This window comes from Pseudomonas sp. NPDC087697, assembly GCF_044743155.1.
In the GTDB taxonomy this organism is placed as follows: Bacteria; Pseudomonadota; Gammaproteobacteria; order Pseudomonadales; family Pseudomonadaceae; genus Aquipseudomonas.
Genome location: NZ_JBIUVW010000032.1, coordinates 1 through 18,055, shown reverse-complemented (window position 1 = coordinate 18,055; position 18,055 = coordinate 1). Strand labels below are relative to the sequence as shown.

The following is an 18,055-nucleotide window of genomic DNA, read 5'->3' as shown; positions in this document are numbered from 1 at the left end:
GCGTAACGAAACTGACACAGATTGAAGCGGCGGGGCTATTGAATTTTTAGATAGCGGACCGCTCAAGGGCAAAGCCTCATGCCTCTTTTTGGCCTGACTGACGGTACGCCCCTTCATCGCCAGCTGATTGACGTCCGCCCCCAGCAAGCGCCACATGATGAGTCCGGTAGCAATCGGGCAAGGATGGTTCAACATGGCAAAAATCAACGTTTTGGCAGGCAATTTTCTACAAGGCGATAGCGAGTACCGTGAAGGCGCGTTCCGGCTGAAAACGCCCTTCAATCCAGCGCTCGGGGTCAAAGTGCAAGCCTCGGCATTCAAAACACTGGAGGTTGCATCCGAGGATAGCGTTACCAACAAGGATGCCATTGGCTACGGCATCGCCGGCGCCATGCTGCTCGGCCCCGTCGGGGCGATCGCAGGCTACCTGATGGCTGGCAAGGATACCGAGATCACGTTCATCGCCACCTTCAAGGATGGCAGCAAGCTGTTGGCGGCAACTGACAGCGATACTTACCGGGATATATCCCGGCACATGAGTCATTAAGCGTTACATTGCAAATGCTGGTGCTCATGACATTCAAGCGTAATGTCATGAGCACTTCCCGCAATAACATCGATAACTATCGAATATAAAGACTCTGCTATATCCTCCCGCCTCCATCGGCCATACTTCTTACCTGTCTAATACCTAAACAGAGTGCTTTTAAGGTTGACTTCAGTGGTCTGCCTGAGTACATTGCGCGGGCCGGTAACTCAGGCCTTTTTTCAACTCACAAAAGAATCCAATGGACACAGTATCTAGACGCTGTCTGGCTGATGCGAATTCGCAGAGCTGGGCATTTAACCCAGAAAATGACGGGACTCGACTCCTCGGTCGGGTAAGCTGCGCTAGGGCTTGACGCTCCATCGTAACTTGCCTCTCCGGCGTCAGTCCGGTTGCGAGGCATGTTATGAACTTCAAATCTGCTGTAATGCCAGGTGTACGCGCCTTCGCCTCGACGATGCGCGTAAAACTTTGCCGTGAGCGCCCTGTGGCGGCTCGTTCTCCATTCTCCTCCCCGTCTTCGCGCACTCAGGATCACCTGCGTGCCAATTGGCGCGTCTGCCCGTCGACCGGTCAACTCCAGCAACGCTGGAGCGTCGACGAAAGCCAGGAACCACCGAGTCGGTGCTTTGCGCACCTTCTGCAGCAGGCCAGCCTGATGTTGGGTCTGTACCTCGGTGTGCGCACTTTCAGCTGATCTGAAAGTACTTCACACATAGTGAACCAGCGTTTTCCTTAATAAGGAATTCGGCAACTTTCTATTGCCTGCTTAAACACACACTTATTGGAACCCGCTATGGACGAGGCCAGTAGTAGGTTCGCTGCATACCGTTTGTTATTGGGTATGCAGCGAACGTTAAAACATAAAGAACACAACGACCTGAATCGATCGCTTACTTGCGCTTCGACATACTTTCGCTCGCCTTTAATTAGCTGAGTTGTCTGTGTGTCGTGCCGCAAGCCTGCGGCAGGAGCACACACGATGACCGCTGTAAAAAATCGAAAACCACACACCCAAGGCGCCACGAGCGACGACACCAAGCTGTCGATGCGCGCCGCCCGTGAGGCGCAAAACGGCCTCGCTGTCACCCTCGCCAACGTGAAAACTTCCGCCGACGGCCTGACCGAGCTCGATGCCGAAGGCCGCCTGCAACGCGAAGGCTTCAACGAAGTGGCCCATGACAAGCCGCCTCACGCCATCGTCCAGTTCCTCCAGGCCCTCAACAACCCTTTCATCTACGTCCTGCTGACACTGGCGGGCATCAGCTTCGTGACCGATTACTGGCTCCCGCTTCAGGCAGGTGAAGAAGCCGACCTCACCAAAGTCATCATTATCATGACCATGGTGTCGCTCAGCAGCCTGCTGCGGTTCTGGCAGGAACACCGCTCGGCCAAATCGGCGGAAGCCCTCAAGGCCATGGTCCGCACCACCGCCACCGTGCTGCGTCGCGAGCAAATGGGGATGAAGCCCAAACTGCGCGAAGTGCCGATGCGTGAGCTGGTGGCGGGCGACATCGTTCAGCTGTCCGCCGGTGACATGATTCCGGCCGACATTCGCTTGATCGAATCCCGCGACCTGTTCATCAGCCAGGCGGTGTTGACCGGCGAAGCCTTGCCGGTCGAGAAATACGACACTCTCGGCAACGTCGCGCAGAAGTCCGCTTCAGCGACGGCGGTCGATCAGGCCAACCTGCTGGACCTGCCGAACATCTGCTTCATGGGCACCAACGTGGTCAGCGGCACCGCCAGAGCGGTGGTAGTCGCCACTGGCCCACGCACCTATTTTGGCTCGCTGGCCAAAGCCATCGTCGGCTCGCGGGTACAAACCGCCTTCGACCGGGGAGTGAATAGCGTCAGCTGGCTGTTGATCCGCTTCATGCTGGTCATGGTGCCAATCGTCTTCCTGCTCAACGGCTTCTCCAAAGGCGATTGGGGTGATGCCCTGATGTTTGCCCTGGCAGTGGCGGTCGGCCTGACCCCGGAAATGCTGCCGATGATCGTCAGCGCCAACCTCGCCAAGGGCGCGATGGCGATGGCTAAACGCAAAGTCGTGGTCAAGCGCCTCAATGCGATCCAGAACTTCGGCTCGATGGATGTGCTCTGCACCGACAAGACCGGCACCCTGACCCAGGACAAAATCATCCTGGAACACCACATCGACATCACTGGCAAGCGCGACGATTCGATCCTTGAACTGGCGTGGCTCAACAGTCATCACCAGAGTGGTCTGAGAAACCTGATGGACCAGGCGGTGGTGCAGTTTGCCGAGCGCAACTCGAAGTTCAAGATACCGTTCGCCTACAGCAAGATCGACGAGCTGCCGTTCGACTTCATCCGTCGTCGCCTGTCGATCATCGTCAAGGACAGCCGCGACGATCATCTGCTGGTCTGCAAGGGTGCCGTCGAGGAGATGCTGAGCATCTCCAGCCACATCCACGAGAACGGTGTGGTCGTTGCACTGGATGAGCAGCGTCGTAAAGAGTTGCTGGCGATGGCCAACGAGTACAACGAAGACGGTTTCCGGGTGCTGGTGGTGGCCACTCGCGAGATCCCGAAAGCCCAGAGCAAAAACCAGTACAAGACGAGCGACGAACGCGAGCTGGTGATTCGCGGCTTCCTGACGTTCCTCGATCCGCCGAAGGAAACCGCTGGCCCGGCGATTGCCGCGCTGCGTGACATGGGTGTCAACGTCAAGGTGCTGACCGGCGACAACGCCGTGGTGACCTGCAAGATCTGCCGCGAAGTCGGGTTGGAGCCAGGCACGCCGTTGCTCGGGCAAGACATCGAGAAGATGGACGAGTCGACCCTCAAGCTACGGGTCGAAGAACGCACAGTGTTTGCCAAGCTCACACCGCTGCAGAAGTCCCGGGTGCTCAAGGCGTTGCAGTCGAACGGTCACACCGTGGGCTTCCTCGGCGATGGCATCAACGACGCCCCTGCCCTGCGTGACGCCGACGTGGGTATTTCGGTCGACAGCGGCACCGACATCGCCAAGGAATCGGCCGATATCATCCTGCTGGAAAAGAGCCTGATGGTGCTCGAAGAAGGTGTGCTCAAAGGCCGCGAGACCTTTGGCAACATCATGAAGTACCTGAACATGACCGCCAGCTCGAACTTCGGCAACGTCTTTTCGGTGTTGGTGGCCAGTGCCTTCATCCCGTTCCTGCCGATGCTGTCGATCCATCTGCTGCTACAAAACCTGATGTACGACATCTCTCAGCTGGCGCTGCCGTGGGACAAGATGGACAAGGAGTTCCTGCGCAAACCCCGCAAGTGGGACGCCAAAAACATCGGGCGCTTCATGCTGTGTATCGGACCGACCTCGTCGATCTTCGACATCACCACCTTTGCCCTGATGTGGTACGTGTTCTCGGCCAATAGTGTGGAAATGCAGACCCTGTTCCAGTCCGGCTGGTTCATCGAAGGCTTGCTGTCGCAGACGCTGGTGGTGCACATGCTGCGTACCCAGAAGATCCCGTTCTTCCAGAGCACGGCGGCATTGCCGGTGATTCTGATGACCGGACTGGTGATGGTGCTGGGCATCTATATCCCGTTCTCGCCACTCGGCACGCTGGTCGGTCTGCAACCGCTGCCATGGCAGTACTTCCCATGGCTGGTGGGCACGCTGCTCAGCTACTGCGTGCTTGCCCAGGTGGTGAAGACGCTCTACATCCGCCGCTTCAAGCAATGGTTCTAAGGGCCTGAACACACCGTAATCCATGTGGGAGCGAGCTTGCTCGCGATGACGGTTGCACATTCAACACTTGTGCTGCCTATCAGTCCGCTATCGCGAGCAAGCTCGCTCCCACAGATTTTGTGTTCGCCGCACCTGATCAGTACACCTCATCGCACCGCCTTGCGGCTCGCGGTCCGCTAGAAAATGAAACAGCAAAGGGAGAGTCCTCATGTCGGGAACTACTCTATTGATCAACCTCGCAGGCTCCATCGCACTTCTGCTCTGGGGCACCCATATGATTTCTTCGGCGCTGTTGCGCGGCTTCGGCACGCAACTGCGTCACTGGCTGGGAAAGAACCTGAACAACCGCTGGATGGCCTTGCTGTCGGGCGTCGGTATCACCGGCATTTTACAAAGCAGCACCGCCGTCAGTCTGATGGCAACCTCCTTTACCGCCGCCGGAACCCTGGGTCTTGCGCCTGCACTGGCGGTGATGCTCGGGGCCAACATCGGTTCCACCTTAGTGGTGCAGCTGCTCAGCTTCGATATTTCGATCGTCACGCCGCTCGTGCTGTTGGTGGGGTTCGTCGTATTCCGGCTACGCGATGACTCGCGCTACGAGAGCGTCGGTTGTGCGTTGATCGGTCTGGGCTTGATGCTGCTGGCGCTGCGCATGCTCGGAGCGACGCTGGGAGAAGTAGAAAGCACGCCAATCTTCCACGCCATCATGCAAAGCCTGGACGGCGACATTGTCATTGCCTTGCTGGTGGCGATGCTGCTGACGTGGATCTGCCATTCCAGCGTCGCCGTGGTGTTGCTGATCGCCTCGCTGGCCGGCACTGGTCTGCTCTCGCCCGTGACCACCATGGCACTGGTGCTGGGGGTGAACATCGGAGGCGCCCTGCCCTCGGTACTCAACGCCAGCTCAAGCGTAGCCCGACGTTTGCCGGTCGGCAATCTGCTGGTACGAGTGACCGGCGCGCTGGTGCTGTTGCCGTTTGTGCCGATGCTCGGCCAGACCCGCCAAATAGCCGATCTGGCACCGGCACAACTGGTGGTCTACCTGCACAGCCTCTTCAATCTGGTGCTGGCGCTGGTGTTTATCGGTCTGACGCACGTGTTGGCCAGACTGCTGACGCATCTGTTGCCGCAGCCAGAACGGGACATCGACCCTGGCATGCCGCTGTATCTGGACGAGGCCGGTCTTGAAGTGGCCAACATCGGGCTATCCAACGCGGCACGCGAAGCCCTGCGACTCGCCGACATGCTGTCGGTCATGCTCAACCGCGTGTTGCAACTGTTCCAGACCTCGGACCAGACCAACGCCGATGAGGTCCGGCAGATCGATCAATCCCTGGACCTGCTGAGCGCGGCGATCCGCGCTTATCTGGCGGACATCGGCAAGGAAGGCATCAGTGACAGCGATGCTGATCGCTCTCAGGAAATCCTGATGTTCGTGATTAACCTGGAACACGCCGCCGACATCCTTTCCACCAGCCTTGCGCAGTTGGCAGCGCGTCGGCTGCGGCGTGGCGAGACCTTCTCGGCCTTCGAACTCGGCACGCTCTATCCGCTGCACAACGAGTTGCTGGAAAGCCTGAGCCTGGCGATTACCGTGTTTCTTCGCGAAGACTTGCCAACCGCCCATCACCTGGTCAATCGCAAGGAATCGGTGAGAAGACTGGAAGCGGCGGCCAGCCGGGAACATTTTCGCACGTTGCGCGAAGACAAAAGCGCCTGGGCTGAATCCGGTGACATCTTTCAACGGCTGCTGCGTGATTACCGACGCGTGCATCACCACATCGCCGCGCTGGCCTACCCGGTACTCGAACGCGCCGGAGAACGCGATATCGAGAGCAGCTACCCGGCAGAGATTCATCCGCAACCCTCTGACGACAAGGATGAACTGCAATGCGCGTCCTGATCTGTGCCGGGCGCTATTACGCCGATACCCGTACCTGCCGCCGCGTGATGGATGCCTTCCAGCGCCTGCACGAAGTGCGTGTGCTGATTCACGGAGGCAATCAGTTTTTGGGCGGCGAAATCGAAGACTGGGCCCGGGAACTGGGCGCCGACATCGTGCGCTATCCCGCCAACTGGCAACTGCACGGCAAGCTGGCGGAGCGCCTGCGCAACAGCTTCATGTTGCAGGACAGCCGGCCCGACATCGTCATTGCGCTACCCGGTGGGGAGGACACCGAAGAGCTGGTAGCGCACGCCAAAGCCGTCGGCATTCAAACGCTGTCGGTGAACGAACGGGGCTAGTTCGCCCCCCCTTTAATACGCAGTTTCTCTGCGTAAAAACCGAGACAAGGAAAGACTTCTTCGTGCCTGCACGAGGGGGCTTTTCGCCAAGGAAAAACTGAGGTCACCCATGCCAAAGCACTCTCCTGATCGCCGTTTCACCTCATTTACCCGTAACCTGCCGCCCTCCAAGAGCCGGATACTGCGCCGCAACCTGATGTTCGTCGGTATCACGCTGACCGTCATCGCCTGCCTGAGCCTGATCTCCAAAGCCAACGCCGCCGGAGGCCCCTATGTGGTCGACGACGGCGCAATCAACCCTCCCGGTGAATGCAACGTCGACCTCTGGAACAAGAGCGTCCGGCACGACGCCTCCTCCAGTGACCTGGTACTTTCACCAGCCTGCACCTTCAAGGCCCTGCCGATGGTTCAACTCGGCGCCGCGATAGAGTACAACCGCGACGACGGGGAGTCTGAAACCCAACTGAGCCCGCAACTCAAGGCACAACTCTGGAACCGCGAAGACCTCGGTCTGCAACTGGCGGCGGCAGCCTCCACGCACTTTGTCATCAATCGGGCGCATTCCTTTGACGGTGCCGACCTCACCCTGCCCCTGACCTTCACCCCCTTTCAGGCCTTGCGCTTGAACTTCAACGCCGGCTGGACACAAGCCTATGACAACGGCGAACAGAATCACCGTTGGACCTGGGGCACAGGCGTTGAATACGACCTGATCGATTCCCTGACCCTGGTCGCCGAGCGCTTTGGCCAGCAAGGGGCTCAACAGGCATGGCAAGCCGGACCACGGCTGCACATTGGCGAACGTATCGACGTGGACATCGTGGTCGGGCGCAACCTGACCGAAGATCGGGATCAGTGGCTGACCACCGGGGTGACGTTGCGGTATTAAGTCCCGCACCAGATCCTTTGCCTTTATTGCGCTGGTGACAGCGCAATAAATTGCAATGCCAAGGCTGTACATCCATACAGATAAAGGTTGCTCCACTTCGCTCCACCCCGCATGCTGTCATCCTTTCCAACCCAGACGACTGATGGTGGTTATGCGGCTGTTTCTCTGTGAAAAACCTTCCCAGGCCAAAGACATTGCGGCGGTGCTCGGTGCCAGCCGACGCGGCGACGGCTGTTGGCTGGGAACGGACGTCACAGTGACCTGGTGCATCGGCCACCTGCTGGAAACCGCACCGCCGGATGCCTACGACACACGTTATAAACGCTGGGTACTGGAAGACCTGCCGATCATTCCTGAAAAGTGGAAGATGCTGGTCAAACCCAAGACCGCCAGCCAGTTCAAAGCAGTCAAGCGGCTGCTCGGCGAAGCTCATGAACTGGTGATTGCCACCGACGCCGACCGTGAGGGCGAGATGATTGCCCGTGAGCTGGTGGAGCATTGCCGCTATCGCGGGCCGATCGAGCGTCTGTGGCTCTCGGCGCTGGACGATGCCTCGATTCGCAAGGCCCTGGCGGCGCTCAAACCCGGTCCCGAAACCTTCAGCCTCTACCACTCGGCGCTCGGGCGTTCACGCGCCGACTGGCTGATTGGCATGAACATGAGCCGGCTGTTTACCCTGCTCGGGCGCCAGTCCGGCTATCAAGGCGTGCTGCCGGTGGGCCGCGTGCAAACACCGACCTTGCGTCTGGTGGTGGATCGCGACCGCAGCATTGCCGATTTCGTGCCCGTACCGTATTGGGCCATCGACGTACAACTGCTGCATGACAACACCCCGTTCACCGCCCAATGGCGAGCGGCATCGGACGTCTGTGACGAACATGACCACTGCCTGAATCAAGCACTAGCCCAGGAGGCGGCCACGGCCATGCGCAACGCCGCCAGTGCGCGGCTGGTCAAACTGCGCACCGAGCGGGTCCGAGAAGCCGCCCCGCTGCCCTTCGACCTCGGCACGCTGCAAGAAATCTGCTCGAAAAAACTCGGCCTCGGCGCCCAGGAAACCCTGGACGTTGCACAGGCACTCTACGAAACCCATAAGGTCATCACCTACCCGCGCAGCGATTGCGGCTACCTGCCGCTGAGTCAGCACAGCGAAGCACCGGGTATTTTTGCCGCCCTTGGGCGTGCCGATCCGAGCCTCGGCGAACTGCTCAAATACCTTGAGCCGCAACGCCGCTCGCGGGCCTGGAACGACGCCAAGGTCAGTGCCCACCATGGGATCATTCCCACTGCTGCGGCGAAAAACTTCGAACGCCTGACCGGCAAGCACCGTGCGGTCTACACCTTGATCCGGGCGCGATATCTGGCGCAGTTCCTGCCCAACCACGAATACGACCGCACCCAGGCTGACTTCGACTGCGCCGGGCAAGCGCTGCGGGCGGTCGGCAAGCTGATTGTCGAACCCGGCTGGAAGCGCGCGCTGCCCGAAGCCTTGGCCCCGGCCAAAGGACGGGAGGCCCCGGCACCGCAGATGCTTCCGGCATTGGCTGAAGGATGGGATTACGCCGTCGCCAACGTGACGCTGAAGGATCTCTGGACCCAGCCACCCAAGCCGTTTACTGAAGGCGACCTGATCAAGGCGATGAAGAACGTCGCCAAACTGGTGGAAGATCCGCTGCTCAAGCAAAAACTCAAGGACACCACCGGCATCGGCACCGAGGCAACCCGCGCCGGGATCATTCAAGGGTTACTGGATCGAGGCTATCTGATCAAGAACGGCAAAGCCCTGGCCGCCACACCACCGGCCTTCAGCCTGATCGACGCCGTCCCCCGGGCCATCGCCGACCCCGGCACCACAGCCATCTGGGAACAAGCGCTGGACATGGTGCAAAGCGGCGAAATGAGCCTTGAAGAGTTCGTCGCCAAACAAGCCGCCTGGATGAGCAAACAGGTCGGCCGCTGCACCGGCCTGCGCCTGACCATCAGCGGCCCGGCAAGCCCGGCCGGCAAGGGTGCGGAACCCTGGAAGAACAAACGTAAAACCACCAAGCGCAAAGCCGTCAAACGCAAAACCGCACCCGCCACCAAACTGTAGGGGCTGGCGAAGCCTGCGATCTTTTGGCGCTGCCGGGAATGCCGAAAATCAAGATCAACGGATCGCAGCCTTCGGCAGCTCCTACGGGGGTTCAGACAATCTCCTGATTTTGGGGCCTTAAAACACCGACCAGCCAATGCGCTGACTCAACAGCTCCAGCGCCGCCATGCCGGCCAGCGAGTTACCCGCCGGGTTCAGCTCCGGTGACCAGACGCACACGGTAAAGCGCCCCGGCACCACGGCCACGATGCCGCCGCCCACGCCACTCTTGCCCGGTAGACCGACGCGGTAGGCAAAGTTGCCGGCTTCGTCGTACAGACCGCTGGTGGCCATGATCGAGTTGACCTGTTGGGTTTGGCGCGCGGTGAGAATCTGTTCGCCGCTGTGCTTGCAGAACCCGTCATTGGCCAGGAAACAGAAGGCCCGGGCCAAATCGACACAACTCATGCGCAGCGCACAATGGCTGAAATAGCTGCGCAGCACCGCCTCTACATCGTTATGGAAGTTGCCGAACGACTGCATCAGATAGGCCATGGCCGCGTTGCGTGCGCGGTGCTGGTACTCCGACTCGGCGACTTTGCTGTCGACCATCACTTGCGGATTGCCGGACAACCGCCGCACAAAATCGCGCATCGACAAGGCCGGCGCGGCAAAGCGTGACTGGTTGATGTCGCAGATCACCAACGCTCCGGCGTTGATGAACGGATTGCGCGGCCGACCGCGTTCGAATTCCAGCTGCACCAGCGAGTTGAACGGCTGACCGGACGGCTCGTGACCGAGTCGTTCCCAGATCGCCTCGCCGGAATGGTCGATGGCCTGCACCAGGCTGAATACCTTGGAAATGCTCTGCACCGAAAATGGCATGTGCGCATCGCCCGCGCAATACAGCTCGCCGTCATTGCCATACACCGCAATGCCCAACTGATCGGCCGGCACACTGCCCAGCGCAGGAATGTAATCAGCCACCTTGCCCTGTCCGATCAGGGGGCGAACCGTATCAAGGATTTCGTTCAACAACGCTTGCATGCCGGGTTCCAAATTCACACCCCGTACCACTGCGGGGACACAGACGCTAGACGCCGCGTGCCCGCGTCAAAGCACAGTTTTGTGCTCAACTGCCACGTCCACGCGGTGGACCGAATAACAACTATCCTGCATCGTGTGGTGAAACCCGGCAACTGGAGCGCTGACCATGTTCGACAGCCCCATCCGCGAACAGCTCGACCACCTTCAGAATCTGATGGCCGACCAGCCGTTGCTGGTGCTTACGGGCGCTGGTATCAGCACGCCGTCGGGCATTCCCGATTACCGCGACACCGATGGGGTGCGGCGCGGTCGGCAACCGATGATGTATCAGGAGTTCCTGAAAGCCCCCGAATCGCGCCAGCGTTACTGGGCACGGGCGATGCTCGGCTGGCCACGGGTTCAACAAGCTCGGCCGAATAAAGCCCACGAAGCCTTGGCCACGTTGCAGGCGCAACGACAGATCAGCGGGCTGATCACCCAGAACGTCGACACCTTGCACGATCAGGCCGGCAGCCCGGAGGTGATCGAATTGCATGGCAGCCTGCACCGGGTGCTGTGTCTGGATTGCGGCCAGCGCAGTGACCGGGACTCGATCCAGCGCATCATGGAAGCGCAAAACCCGTATCTGGCGGGCGTCGACGCGGTTCAGGCACCCGATGGCGACACCCTGCTCGACCCGGCCTTCGTCGCGCACTTTCAAGTCCCCCGTTGCCCTCACTGCGAGGGCGAGCGAATGAAACCGGACGTGGTGTTTTTTGGTGAGAACGTCGCGCAAGCCACTGCGACCAAGGCCATGTCGGCTGCCGAACAGGCTGCGGGTATGCTGGTGGTGGGCTCGTCGCTGATGGCGTTTTCGGCGTTTCGCCTGTGTCGCGCGATCGCCGACCGTGGCAAACCGCTGATCGCCATCAATCTGGGCAAGACCCGCGCCGATGACTTGCTGGACATGAAGATCGAGGCGTCCTGCGAACAACTGTTACCGCTGCTGGCAGAACGCCTGAGCCCTGTCAGGCCATTTCTGCCTGTTTGACCACAGCCGTTTTCTGCACGTCAAACCGGTCTGCCAGGAACGGTGTAATGTCCAGCGGTAACGGTTCGTTGTTCACCAGCTTGTCCAGCAACACCCCGGTGATCGCCGAGGTCAGGATGCCGGTGCGGAAATGCCCGCACGCGTTGAGATAACCCTGCACGCCCTTCATCGGCCCGAGAATCGGCAATTCATCCGGTGAGCCCGGCCGCAACCCCGCCCAGCAGCGCTTGAGGTTAATGTGTTCAAGCTCCGGAATGCAGCGGATCGCGCCTTGCACCAGACCATTGATTTCCGGGTAGGTGGTCGTCACGTCGAAGCCTTTGTCTTCGGTGGTGCTGCCGATCAGAATCTCGCCGTTGTCCTTCTGCGCCAGGTAGCAATCACTGGTGGTCAGGCAACCGCGCAAGATCTTGGGCATACGCTCGGTCAGCAAAATCTGACCCTTGACCGGATTCACCGGAATGCTGATGCCCGTGGCTTTCAGGCTGAGCTCCGCAGCCCAGGCGCCTGCGGCGTTGATCAAGGTGTCGCAACGGAACTCGCCGGCCTCGGCCGTCTGCACGCCGACCACCCGTGAACCCTGGCGCAACACGCCAGTGACATTGGTGTTGACGTACATGTCGACGCCATTCTGCCGGGCACCTTCGGTGTAGGCATCCGCCAGACGGAACGGGCTGACCTGATGGTCGCAGAGAAACTCCAGCGCCCCACGCGCTTCATGGCTGACGCTCGGCTCGGCCTCGCGCAATGCGGCCTGGTCAAGCCAGCGCACTTGATCGGCCAAGTGTGGAATACAGGCGACGATGTGCTCGGCGTACAAGCGGTCCTCATCGTCGTAAATCACAAACTTCAGCCCGGTTTTTTCGAACTTGAAGTCCATGCCGTGGTTTTCCTGCAACTCGCGGTGCAGGTCCGGGTACATCGCGTTCGATTGCAGGGCAAAGTCAAAGAACGAATCCGGCAGGATGTGCGGCGTACTGGAGTCGACCGCCACCGCCGTGCCTTGAGTGTCGCGTTTGCGGTTGGCCGACATCATGCGAAAGAAGATCACCCCGCAGCCCAGCCCAACCGATTCGCCTATCGCCCAGAGACCACCGGCTGAGGCGCGAGTCGCATTGCCGGGGCGCTTGGCATCGATCAGCGCGATTTTCAGATTTTTGCGTTTCGACAGCTGATAGGCACAGGAAGCCCCGATCACACCGCCACCGGCAATCACCACATCGTAGAACTTACTCATGACTCAACGCATCCGTGCCGAGGTTCTGGAAAGCCGAAAAAGGAATCGGGTCGATTGGAAAACGCGGCCGCAGCCAACCCACATCCTGACGCCCGGTGGCGTCACGCAAGCGGTCGCTGCAATAGCCGACGCACATCCGCCCCTGACAATCGCCCATGCTCACCCGCGTGCGCATTTTCAGGCTGGCCATGTCCTCAACGCCCTGAGACAAAGCCCGATCAATGTCGGCTCGGGTGGCGTTTTCGCAGCGGCAAATCACCGTATCGGCAGCCGGCAACGCCGTTTGTCCGGCACCGCGTTCGGTGTAGCGATCCACCGCCGCGCGAAAGCGCACGATGGACTTGAGCTTCGCCAGATAGCGGTCGCGCAATGGCAGCGCCTGCTCGGCGCGCAGCACATCGCGCTGCACGAGGATTGACAGCGCAGCGATTCGACCACTGAGCATCGCGGCCTCACCGCCGCGAATCCCGCCCATGTCGCCGGCCAGGTGAATGTGCGGTTCGCTGCTTTGCTGCCAGATATTGGCCGTGGCGCGCAGATAACCGTCATCACTGAAGCCATGCTCCAGCCCCATTTGCTGACTGAGTTGAGTGCGCGGAATAAAGCCATAGCCGACCGCCAGAGTCTGCGCTTCAACCTGCTCGGCGCGACTCAGGTCTGGTCGCCAGCTGCTGGAATACGGTGCGACCGTCACACTGCGTAACTCGCCCTCGCCTTGCGCCTCGACCACGCCCCAACCGTAACGCATCGCGATTCGCTTCAGTTTCAGGTACGCGAGCATGCTCAGCCCGTCGAGGAACAGTTGCGGTTTGTTCAGCAGTGCCAGGCTTTCCTTGGCGATCTTGCCGAAAGCGCAGGCCTCGAACACACCGGCAACCGTCACCCCGGATGCATGCAGTTGACAGGCAACCAGCGGCAACAACGGACCGGTACCGGCGATCACCACCGGGCTTTGCGGCTTGACCACACCACTCTTGATTTGCAACTGTAAACCGCCCAGCAATATCACTCCCGGCAACGTCCAGCCGGGGAACGGTACGCTGCGCTCATGGCATCCGGCGGCGAGCAACAATTGCGGGCAGGTGATTTCCTGCAAGTGTTCGTCAGCGTCCAGCATAACCAACGCCCGAGTCCCTTCTGCGCCGATGACCCGAGTGTTCAAACACACATCGATCAGCGCACAGCGCTCCTGAAATTCGCCATGCAGCCTGGCCAGAGCCTCTGAGTAACGCGGCCCCAGATAGTCCAGTTGCACACCGTCGCGCAACGGCCCGCGATAAACCACGCCGCCCAGCCGGGAAGCTTCTTCAAGCAACGTGCAGTGCACGCCGTGTTTGGCCAGTTCAATGGCCGCCGCCATACCCGCCGGGCCACCGCCGACGATTACCGGATGCAGGCTCATAGCGCCTCCTGCTCGGCAATACGGTTGACCTGGGTTTCGACCTGCATGCCCGGTTGAACCAGGGTCTGGCAGGCGCGGCGCTTGTGTCGGCCGTTGATTTTCACCAGACAGCATTGGCACACGCCCATGCCGCAATAGGCCCCGCTGATCTGGTCGTGATCGTTGCGTGCGACCTGGCGCACGCCAAGGGATTGAATGACCGTCAGCACGGTTTCGCCAATGGCGGCGCTGACCGGATGGCCATTGAGTTCGATGGTCATATCCGCCTGTCGCAGCGGCTGAATATCAAAGGTTCGATCTAGGCGTTGCATTGCATAATTCATCCATGAAGGGGTTGGGTAAAGGTTGCCAGCTCCATGCCGCACCAGGCTCTGTACGAAAACTGCCTGCGCGTCGACCAGGCTGCGTTAAAAACAGGCTCGGACGAGCAGAGTGAGAACGTCCGAAGGACGGCCCGAAGGGGCCGCGTAGCGGATAATGCTCATTTAGGGGCCTAAAGTCGCGTGCGACCCCAGCCGTTCCTCGCCTGTTTTTGCCTTGCCTGATCGCCGCTCGGCGAGTTTTCGTACAGCCCCTACACCTTGCAAGTCGGTTGATCCGCAAAAAATGCGCCGACCTGTACCGGTAACTCGACAACACAACATGCGCGCACCACGGCAATGTAGCCGATGTCATGCGACAGACCTGGAGCGCATACGTTAGGAGTTATTTCACAGGACAATATTGATCCAGGCCAGTGAAAGCCCGGACTCATCCTTTTTTACAGAACGGGATGATGCGCGCGGGGCGCATCAGTTGGAGAAAACGTATTGCCCCTTGACCTTTTTAGGACCGAAAAAGGCGAAGTCCGGAAACAGCAACGACCTCAGGCGCATGACAAAAAACAGAATACCCAACGTGAACACCGCACCCGCAGTGGCCACCAGTGGTGCCTCGGCGGCCCCCGAGAACAGTCGCGGCAGTTGGGAAATCGCCAGGACGATGTAGATGTTGTAGGCCTGTGCCGAGTTCTTGTAGAAGCCATAAGCGAACAGCAGCGGGACCACGCCGGCAATCGCCGCCAGGATAAAACTCGCGTTGGGCCCTATGGTCGTCCCAATAAAATACCCCAGCACCGCACCCAGCAATGCCTGAATAAAGCTGATGGTCACCAGCGTATTGATTTTCCGGTAATGCGTTTCGTACAGATCCCGATCCGGATATGCGGCGATCCAGTAAGCGAGCACCCGGTCCCCGACCCCTCCACCGGAAAACGCTTTGAAGGTCTCCGTCCTGGAGCGGCCTGCTTCAAGCATCTCCTCCAGTTGCCGTTTGATTTCCTTTCTGTCCAAAACACTTCCCCTCCGCGAATTCAGGCACTGTCGCTATCGGCCAACGCTAGTTGAGCGTCGGCACCTTGTCCATCCGTGGCCAGCACCTGAAAACAGCCACGTCTATCAAGGTAAAAAGCAAAAAATCGTGTCACCTTGCCCTGCGTTTCCAGCATCGGCTACTTTCATCTATAGCTTTAGAGCCTCCAGGCAAGGTATGGCCAGATGATATCGATTTGCCCGTTCAATGGAAAATTACGTCATCCAGCGCCTCGAGAGATGTGTCTGGATGAAAGTTTTTTTAGAACCCTCGCGGGCATTTCTTGGCACACTGCCGCCCGTGTATTTCACTCACTCTCAGGCAAGCCCCATGACCCGAATCCTGACCATTGAAGACGACGCCGTCACCGCACGGGAGATCGTTGCCGAGCTGAGCAGCCATGGCTTGCAGGTGGACTGGGTTGCTAATGGTCGAGAGGGCCTGGCGCGGGCGGTCAGCGGCGACTACGACCTGATCACCCTGGACCGGATGCTGCCGGAGCTCGATGGCCTGGCGATTGTCACCACCTTGCGAACCATGGGTGTGTCGACGCCAATTCTGATGATCAGTGCCCTGTCCGACGTCGACGAGCGTGTGCGCGGCCTGCGCGCTGGCGGCGACGATTACCTGACCAAACCCTTTGCCACCGACGAAATGGCCGCCCGGGTCGAAGTCCTGCTGCGACGCCAGAACACCGTCAAGGACTACACCACGACCCTGCGCGTGGCCGACCTTGAGCTCAACCTGATCAGCCGCGAAGCCAGCCGCGCCGGGCAGTTGCTGAACCTGCTGCCCACCGAATACAAGCTGCTGGAATTTCTGCTGCGCAATACCGGACAGATACTCTCGCGGATGATGATTTTCGAAGAGGTCTGGGGCTATCACTTCGACCCAGGCACCAACCTGATCGATGTGCACATCGGACGTCTGCGCAAAAAGATCGACCCACCGGGCCAACTGCCGCTGATACGGACTGTGCGAGGCTCGGGTTATGTCATTGCTGAACCCGTCTAAAGGCTGGCGGTCATCCAGCAGCCGTCTGCTGGCGCTCTACAGTTCGCTGTTCGTGGTCTGGAGCGGCCTGCTCATGGGGGTGATGTATTACGAGGTTTCCAGCTACCTGGAGAACCTTGCCAAACATTCGCTGATGCAACGCCAGCACCTGTTTTCACGCTTCCACGGCGAACAACTGGATGAAGCGCTGATCGCCAGTATCACCTTCGACCAGCGCGGTATCGACGCTTACGGGCTGTTCGACGAGCAGCATCGGCCCCTGCACGGACTGATCCGCAAGATCCCCGCCGGTCTGCAGCTGGACGGTAAAATCCATACACTGGGCGACTGCGCCGACCCGGATGACGCGAGTATGCCGTCCGACAGTTGCGACGCGGTGGCGACCCGCACCCTGGATAACCGCTGGCTGGTGCTGGTGCGTGACAACGGTTCGCTGTTTGTCGTCACGCGGATCATCCTGCATGCACTGTTCTGGGGAGTCTCGCTGACCATTATCCCCGGCATCGCCGGTTGGCACCTGTTGCGCCGTCGGCCGTTACGGCGCATTCGCGCCCTGCAAGCGAGTGCCGAAGCCATCGTCGCCGGTAACCTGAACCACCGTTTGCCGCTGTCCAGCCGCCGCGACGAACTGGACATGCTCGCGGCCATCGTCAACGCGATGCTCGAACGCATCGAGCGGCTGGTGAACGAGGTCAAGGGGGTTTGCGACAACATCGCCCACGACCTGCGCACCCCGCTCACGCGGTTACGCGCGCAGCTTTACCGCATTCAACAACAGGCCGCCGAAGGGTCCGCCGAAGCGACTCAGCTGGATCAGGTGATCGCCGAAACCGACACCCTGATGGCGCGTTTTCGCGGATTGCTGCGGATTTCCGAGCTGGAGGATCAACAACGGCGTTCGGGCTTCGTGCTGTTCGATCCGTTGCCGTTGCTGCAGGAGCTGCACGATTTTTACCTGCCACTGGCCGAAGAAGGCCACCTGATCTTGAGCCTGCAAGCACCACACACCTTGCCAGCGCTGAACGGCGACCGGGCGTTGCTGTTTGAAGCGCTGTCGAACTTGTTGAGCAACTCGATCAAGTTCACCCCGGTGGGCGGTCAGGTCATTGTGCGGGCGAGCGACAACGCCGGCAGCACACGCATCGAAGTACTCGACTCCGGTCCCGGCATCCCTGCGGACAAACGCACAGCGGTATTTCAACGTTTCTATCGCGTGGACGACAACGCCAAGAGCGGTGGTTTCGGCTTGGGACTATCAATTGTAGCGGCCATCGTCAACCTGCATGGGTTCGCCCTTGACGTCGGCAGCAGCGAACTCGGCGGCGCCCGACTGACACTCGATTGCCGCCAGCGTTTGCTGCCCGCGGATTAGCCTGCTGCCCCAAAAGATCGCAGCCTGCGGCAGCTCCTACGGGGGCAGTCGAAGCCGTACGCAAATCCGTAGATACCGTCTTGAGCCTCACCGGGCAAGCGCAAGTTTCGGGTCAAAGGGTTGACCCGACTTGAGCACGCCGTAAACGAAGTGCA

Annotated in this window: 15 protein-coding genes; 10 read left to right on the top strand and 5 right to left on the bottom strand. The window is 59.9% G+C overall.

Annotated features, from left to right (window positions below; translation table 11 throughout):
• The first annotated feature begins 193 nt into the window (after window positions 1-193).
• From ACIPIN_RS20020 to ACIPIN_RS19990, 7 genes are all read left to right on the top strand, one after another.
• Window positions 194-547 (top strand): hypothetical protein, encoded by a 354-nt coding sequence (locus tag ACIPIN_RS20020; RefSeq protein ID WP_401121252.1) that lies wholly within the window; start codon window positions 194-196, stop codon window positions 545-547.
• Between the two features lie 406 nt (window positions 548-953).
• Entirely contained in the window at window positions 954-1,244 is a 291-nt protein-coding gene (locus ACIPIN_RS20015; protein ID WP_401121250.1) for a hypothetical protein, read from the top strand.
• A 285-nt stretch (window positions 1,245-1,529) separates the two neighbouring features.
• Window positions 1,530-4,244 (top strand): magnesium-translocating P-type ATPase, encoded by a 2,715-nt coding sequence (mgtA, locus tag ACIPIN_RS20010; RefSeq protein ID WP_401121248.1) that lies wholly within the window; start codon window positions 1,530-1,532, stop codon window positions 4,242-4,244.
• A 208-nt stretch (window positions 4,245-4,452) separates the two neighbouring features.
• Window positions 4,453-6,147: a Na/Pi cotransporter family protein gene (locus ACIPIN_RS20005; RefSeq protein WP_401121245.1), complete on the top strand. Its 1,695-nt coding sequence runs from the start codon at window positions 4,453-4,455 to the stop codon at window positions 6,145-6,147.
• A complete protein-coding gene (locus ACIPIN_RS20000) occupies window positions 6,135-6,488 on the top strand; it encodes a DUF2493 domain-containing protein (RefSeq protein ID WP_401121243.1) in 354 nt (117 codons plus the stop codon). The genes ACIPIN_RS20005 and ACIPIN_RS20000 overlap by 13 nt, the downstream gene beginning before the upstream one ends.
• 109 nt (window positions 6,489-6,597) lie before the next feature.
• The gene (locus ACIPIN_RS19995) at window positions 6,598-7,377 is read left to right on the top strand and encodes a hypothetical protein (protein WP_401121240.1); all 780 of its coding nucleotides are present in this window, start codon (window positions 6,598-6,600) and stop codon (window positions 7,375-7,377) included.
• A gap of 151 nt (window positions 7,378-7,528) precedes the next feature.
• Window positions 7,529-9,469 carry a DNA topoisomerase III gene (locus ACIPIN_RS19990; protein ID WP_401121238.1) on the top strand — a complete coding sequence of 647 codons (1,941 nt, stop codon included), beginning with the start codon at window positions 7,529-7,531 and terminating at the stop codon, window positions 9,467-9,469.
• 117 nt (window positions 9,470-9,586) lie between these two features.
• Here ACIPIN_RS19990 and glsB read toward each other — a convergent pair whose 3' ends face one another.
• Window positions 9,587-10,495, bottom strand: coding sequence for a glutaminase B (gene glsB / locus ACIPIN_RS19985; protein ID WP_401121236.1), 909 nt, complete (start codon window positions 10,493-10,495; stop codon window positions 9,587-9,589).
• Window positions 10,496-10,661: 166 nt separating this feature from the next.
• Here glsB and ACIPIN_RS19980 point away from each other — a divergent pair, with 166 nt between their 5' ends.
• Window positions 10,662-11,525 carry an NAD-dependent protein deacetylase gene (locus ACIPIN_RS19980; RefSeq protein ID WP_401121233.1) on the top strand — a complete coding sequence of 288 codons (864 nt, stop codon included), beginning with the start codon at window positions 10,662-10,664 and terminating at the stop codon, window positions 11,523-11,525.
• Here ACIPIN_RS19980 and hcnC read toward each other — a convergent pair.
• The 4 genes from hcnC to ACIPIN_RS19960 form a co-directional block, all read right to left on the bottom strand.
• Window positions 11,503-12,762 carry a cyanide-forming glycine dehydrogenase subunit HcnC gene (hcnC, locus tag ACIPIN_RS19975; protein WP_401121231.1) on the bottom strand — a complete coding sequence of 420 codons (1,260 nt, stop codon included), beginning with the start codon at window positions 12,760-12,762 and terminating at the stop codon, window positions 11,503-11,505. The genes ACIPIN_RS19980 and hcnC overlap by 23 nt on opposite strands.
• Window positions 12,755-14,164 (bottom strand): cyanide-forming glycine dehydrogenase subunit HcnB, encoded by a 1,410-nt coding sequence (gene hcnB / locus ACIPIN_RS19970; RefSeq protein WP_401121229.1) that lies wholly within the window; start codon window positions 14,162-14,164, stop codon window positions 12,755-12,757. Before hcnB ends, hcnC begins: the two co-directional genes overlap by 8 nt.
• Entirely contained in the window at window positions 14,161-14,475 is a 315-nt protein-coding gene (gene hcnA / locus ACIPIN_RS19965) for a cyanide-forming glycine dehydrogenase subunit HcnA (protein WP_401121227.1), read from the bottom strand. Before hcnA ends, hcnB begins: the two co-directional genes overlap by 4 nt.
• 480 nt (window positions 14,476-14,955) lie before the next feature.
• On the bottom strand, window positions 14,956-15,495 hold the full coding sequence (locus tag ACIPIN_RS19960; protein WP_401121224.1) for a hypothetical protein: 540 nt from the start codon (window positions 15,493-15,495) through the stop codon (window positions 14,956-14,958).
• 349 nt (window positions 15,496-15,844) lie between these two features.
• Here ACIPIN_RS19960 and ACIPIN_RS19955 point away from each other — a divergent pair, with 349 nt between their 5' ends.
• On the top strand, window positions 15,845-16,528 hold the full coding sequence (locus ACIPIN_RS19955) for a response regulator transcription factor (RefSeq protein WP_401121221.1): 684 nt from the start codon (window positions 15,845-15,847) through the stop codon (window positions 16,526-16,528).
• Window positions 16,506-17,900 carry a sensor histidine kinase gene (locus tag ACIPIN_RS19950; protein WP_401121219.1) on the top strand — a complete coding sequence of 465 codons (1,395 nt, stop codon included), beginning with the start codon at window positions 16,506-16,508 and terminating at the stop codon, window positions 17,898-17,900. The genes ACIPIN_RS19955 and ACIPIN_RS19950 overlap by 23 nt, the downstream gene beginning before the upstream one ends.
• The last annotated feature ends 155 nt before the right edge of the window (window positions 17,901-18,055 follow it).

Excerpts from the sequence above, each read along its gene's own strand:
- glsB (WP_401121236.1), bottom strand. The coding sequence starts at position 10,495 with ATGCAAGCGTTGTTGAACGAAATCCTTGATACGGTTCGCCCCCTGATC.
- hcnC (WP_401121231.1), bottom strand. The coding sequence starts at position 12,762 with ATGAGTAAGTTCTACGATGTGGTGATTGCCGGTGGCGGTGTGATCGGG.
- ACIPIN_RS20020 (WP_401121252.1), top strand. The coding sequence starts at position 194 with ATGGCAAAAATCAACGTTTTGGCAGGCAATTTTCTACAAGGCGATAGC.
- mgtA (WP_401121248.1), top strand. The coding sequence starts at position 1,530 with ATGACCGCTGTAAAAAATCGAAAACCACACACCCAAGGCGCCACGAGC.
- ACIPIN_RS20015 (WP_401121250.1), top strand. The coding sequence starts at position 954 with ATGAACTTCAAATCTGCTGTAATGCCAGGTGTACGCGCCTTCGCCTCG.
- ACIPIN_RS20000 (WP_401121243.1), top strand. The coding sequence starts at position 6,135 with ATGCGCGTCCTGATCTGTGCCGGGCGCTATTACGCCGATACCCGTACC.
- ACIPIN_RS19950 (WP_401121219.1), top strand. The coding sequence starts at position 16,506 with ATGTCATTGCTGAACCCGTCTAAAGGCTGGCGGTCATCCAGCAGCCGT.
- hcnB (WP_401121229.1), bottom strand. The coding sequence starts at position 14,164 with ATGAGCCTGCATCCGGTAATCGTCGGCGGTGGCCCGGCGGGTATGGCG.
- ACIPIN_RS20005 (WP_401121245.1), top strand. The coding sequence starts at position 4,453 with ATGTCGGGAACTACTCTATTGATCAACCTCGCAGGCTCCATCGCACTT.
- hcnA (WP_401121227.1), bottom strand. The coding sequence starts at position 14,475 with ATGCAACGCCTAGATCGAACCTTTGATATTCAGCCGCTGCGACAGGCG.
- ACIPIN_RS19980 (WP_401121233.1), top strand. The coding sequence starts at position 10,662 with ATGTTCGACAGCCCCATCCGCGAACAGCTCGACCACCTTCAGAATCTG.
- ACIPIN_RS19955 (WP_401121221.1), top strand. The coding sequence starts at position 15,845 with ATGACCCGAATCCTGACCATTGAAGACGACGCCGTCACCGCACGGGAG.
- ACIPIN_RS19995 (WP_401121240.1), top strand. The coding sequence starts at position 6,598 with ATGCCAAAGCACTCTCCTGATCGCCGTTTCACCTCATTTACCCGTAAC.
- ACIPIN_RS19990 (WP_401121238.1), top strand. The coding sequence starts at position 7,529 with ATGCGGCTGTTTCTCTGTGAAAAACCTTCCCAGGCCAAAGACATTGCG.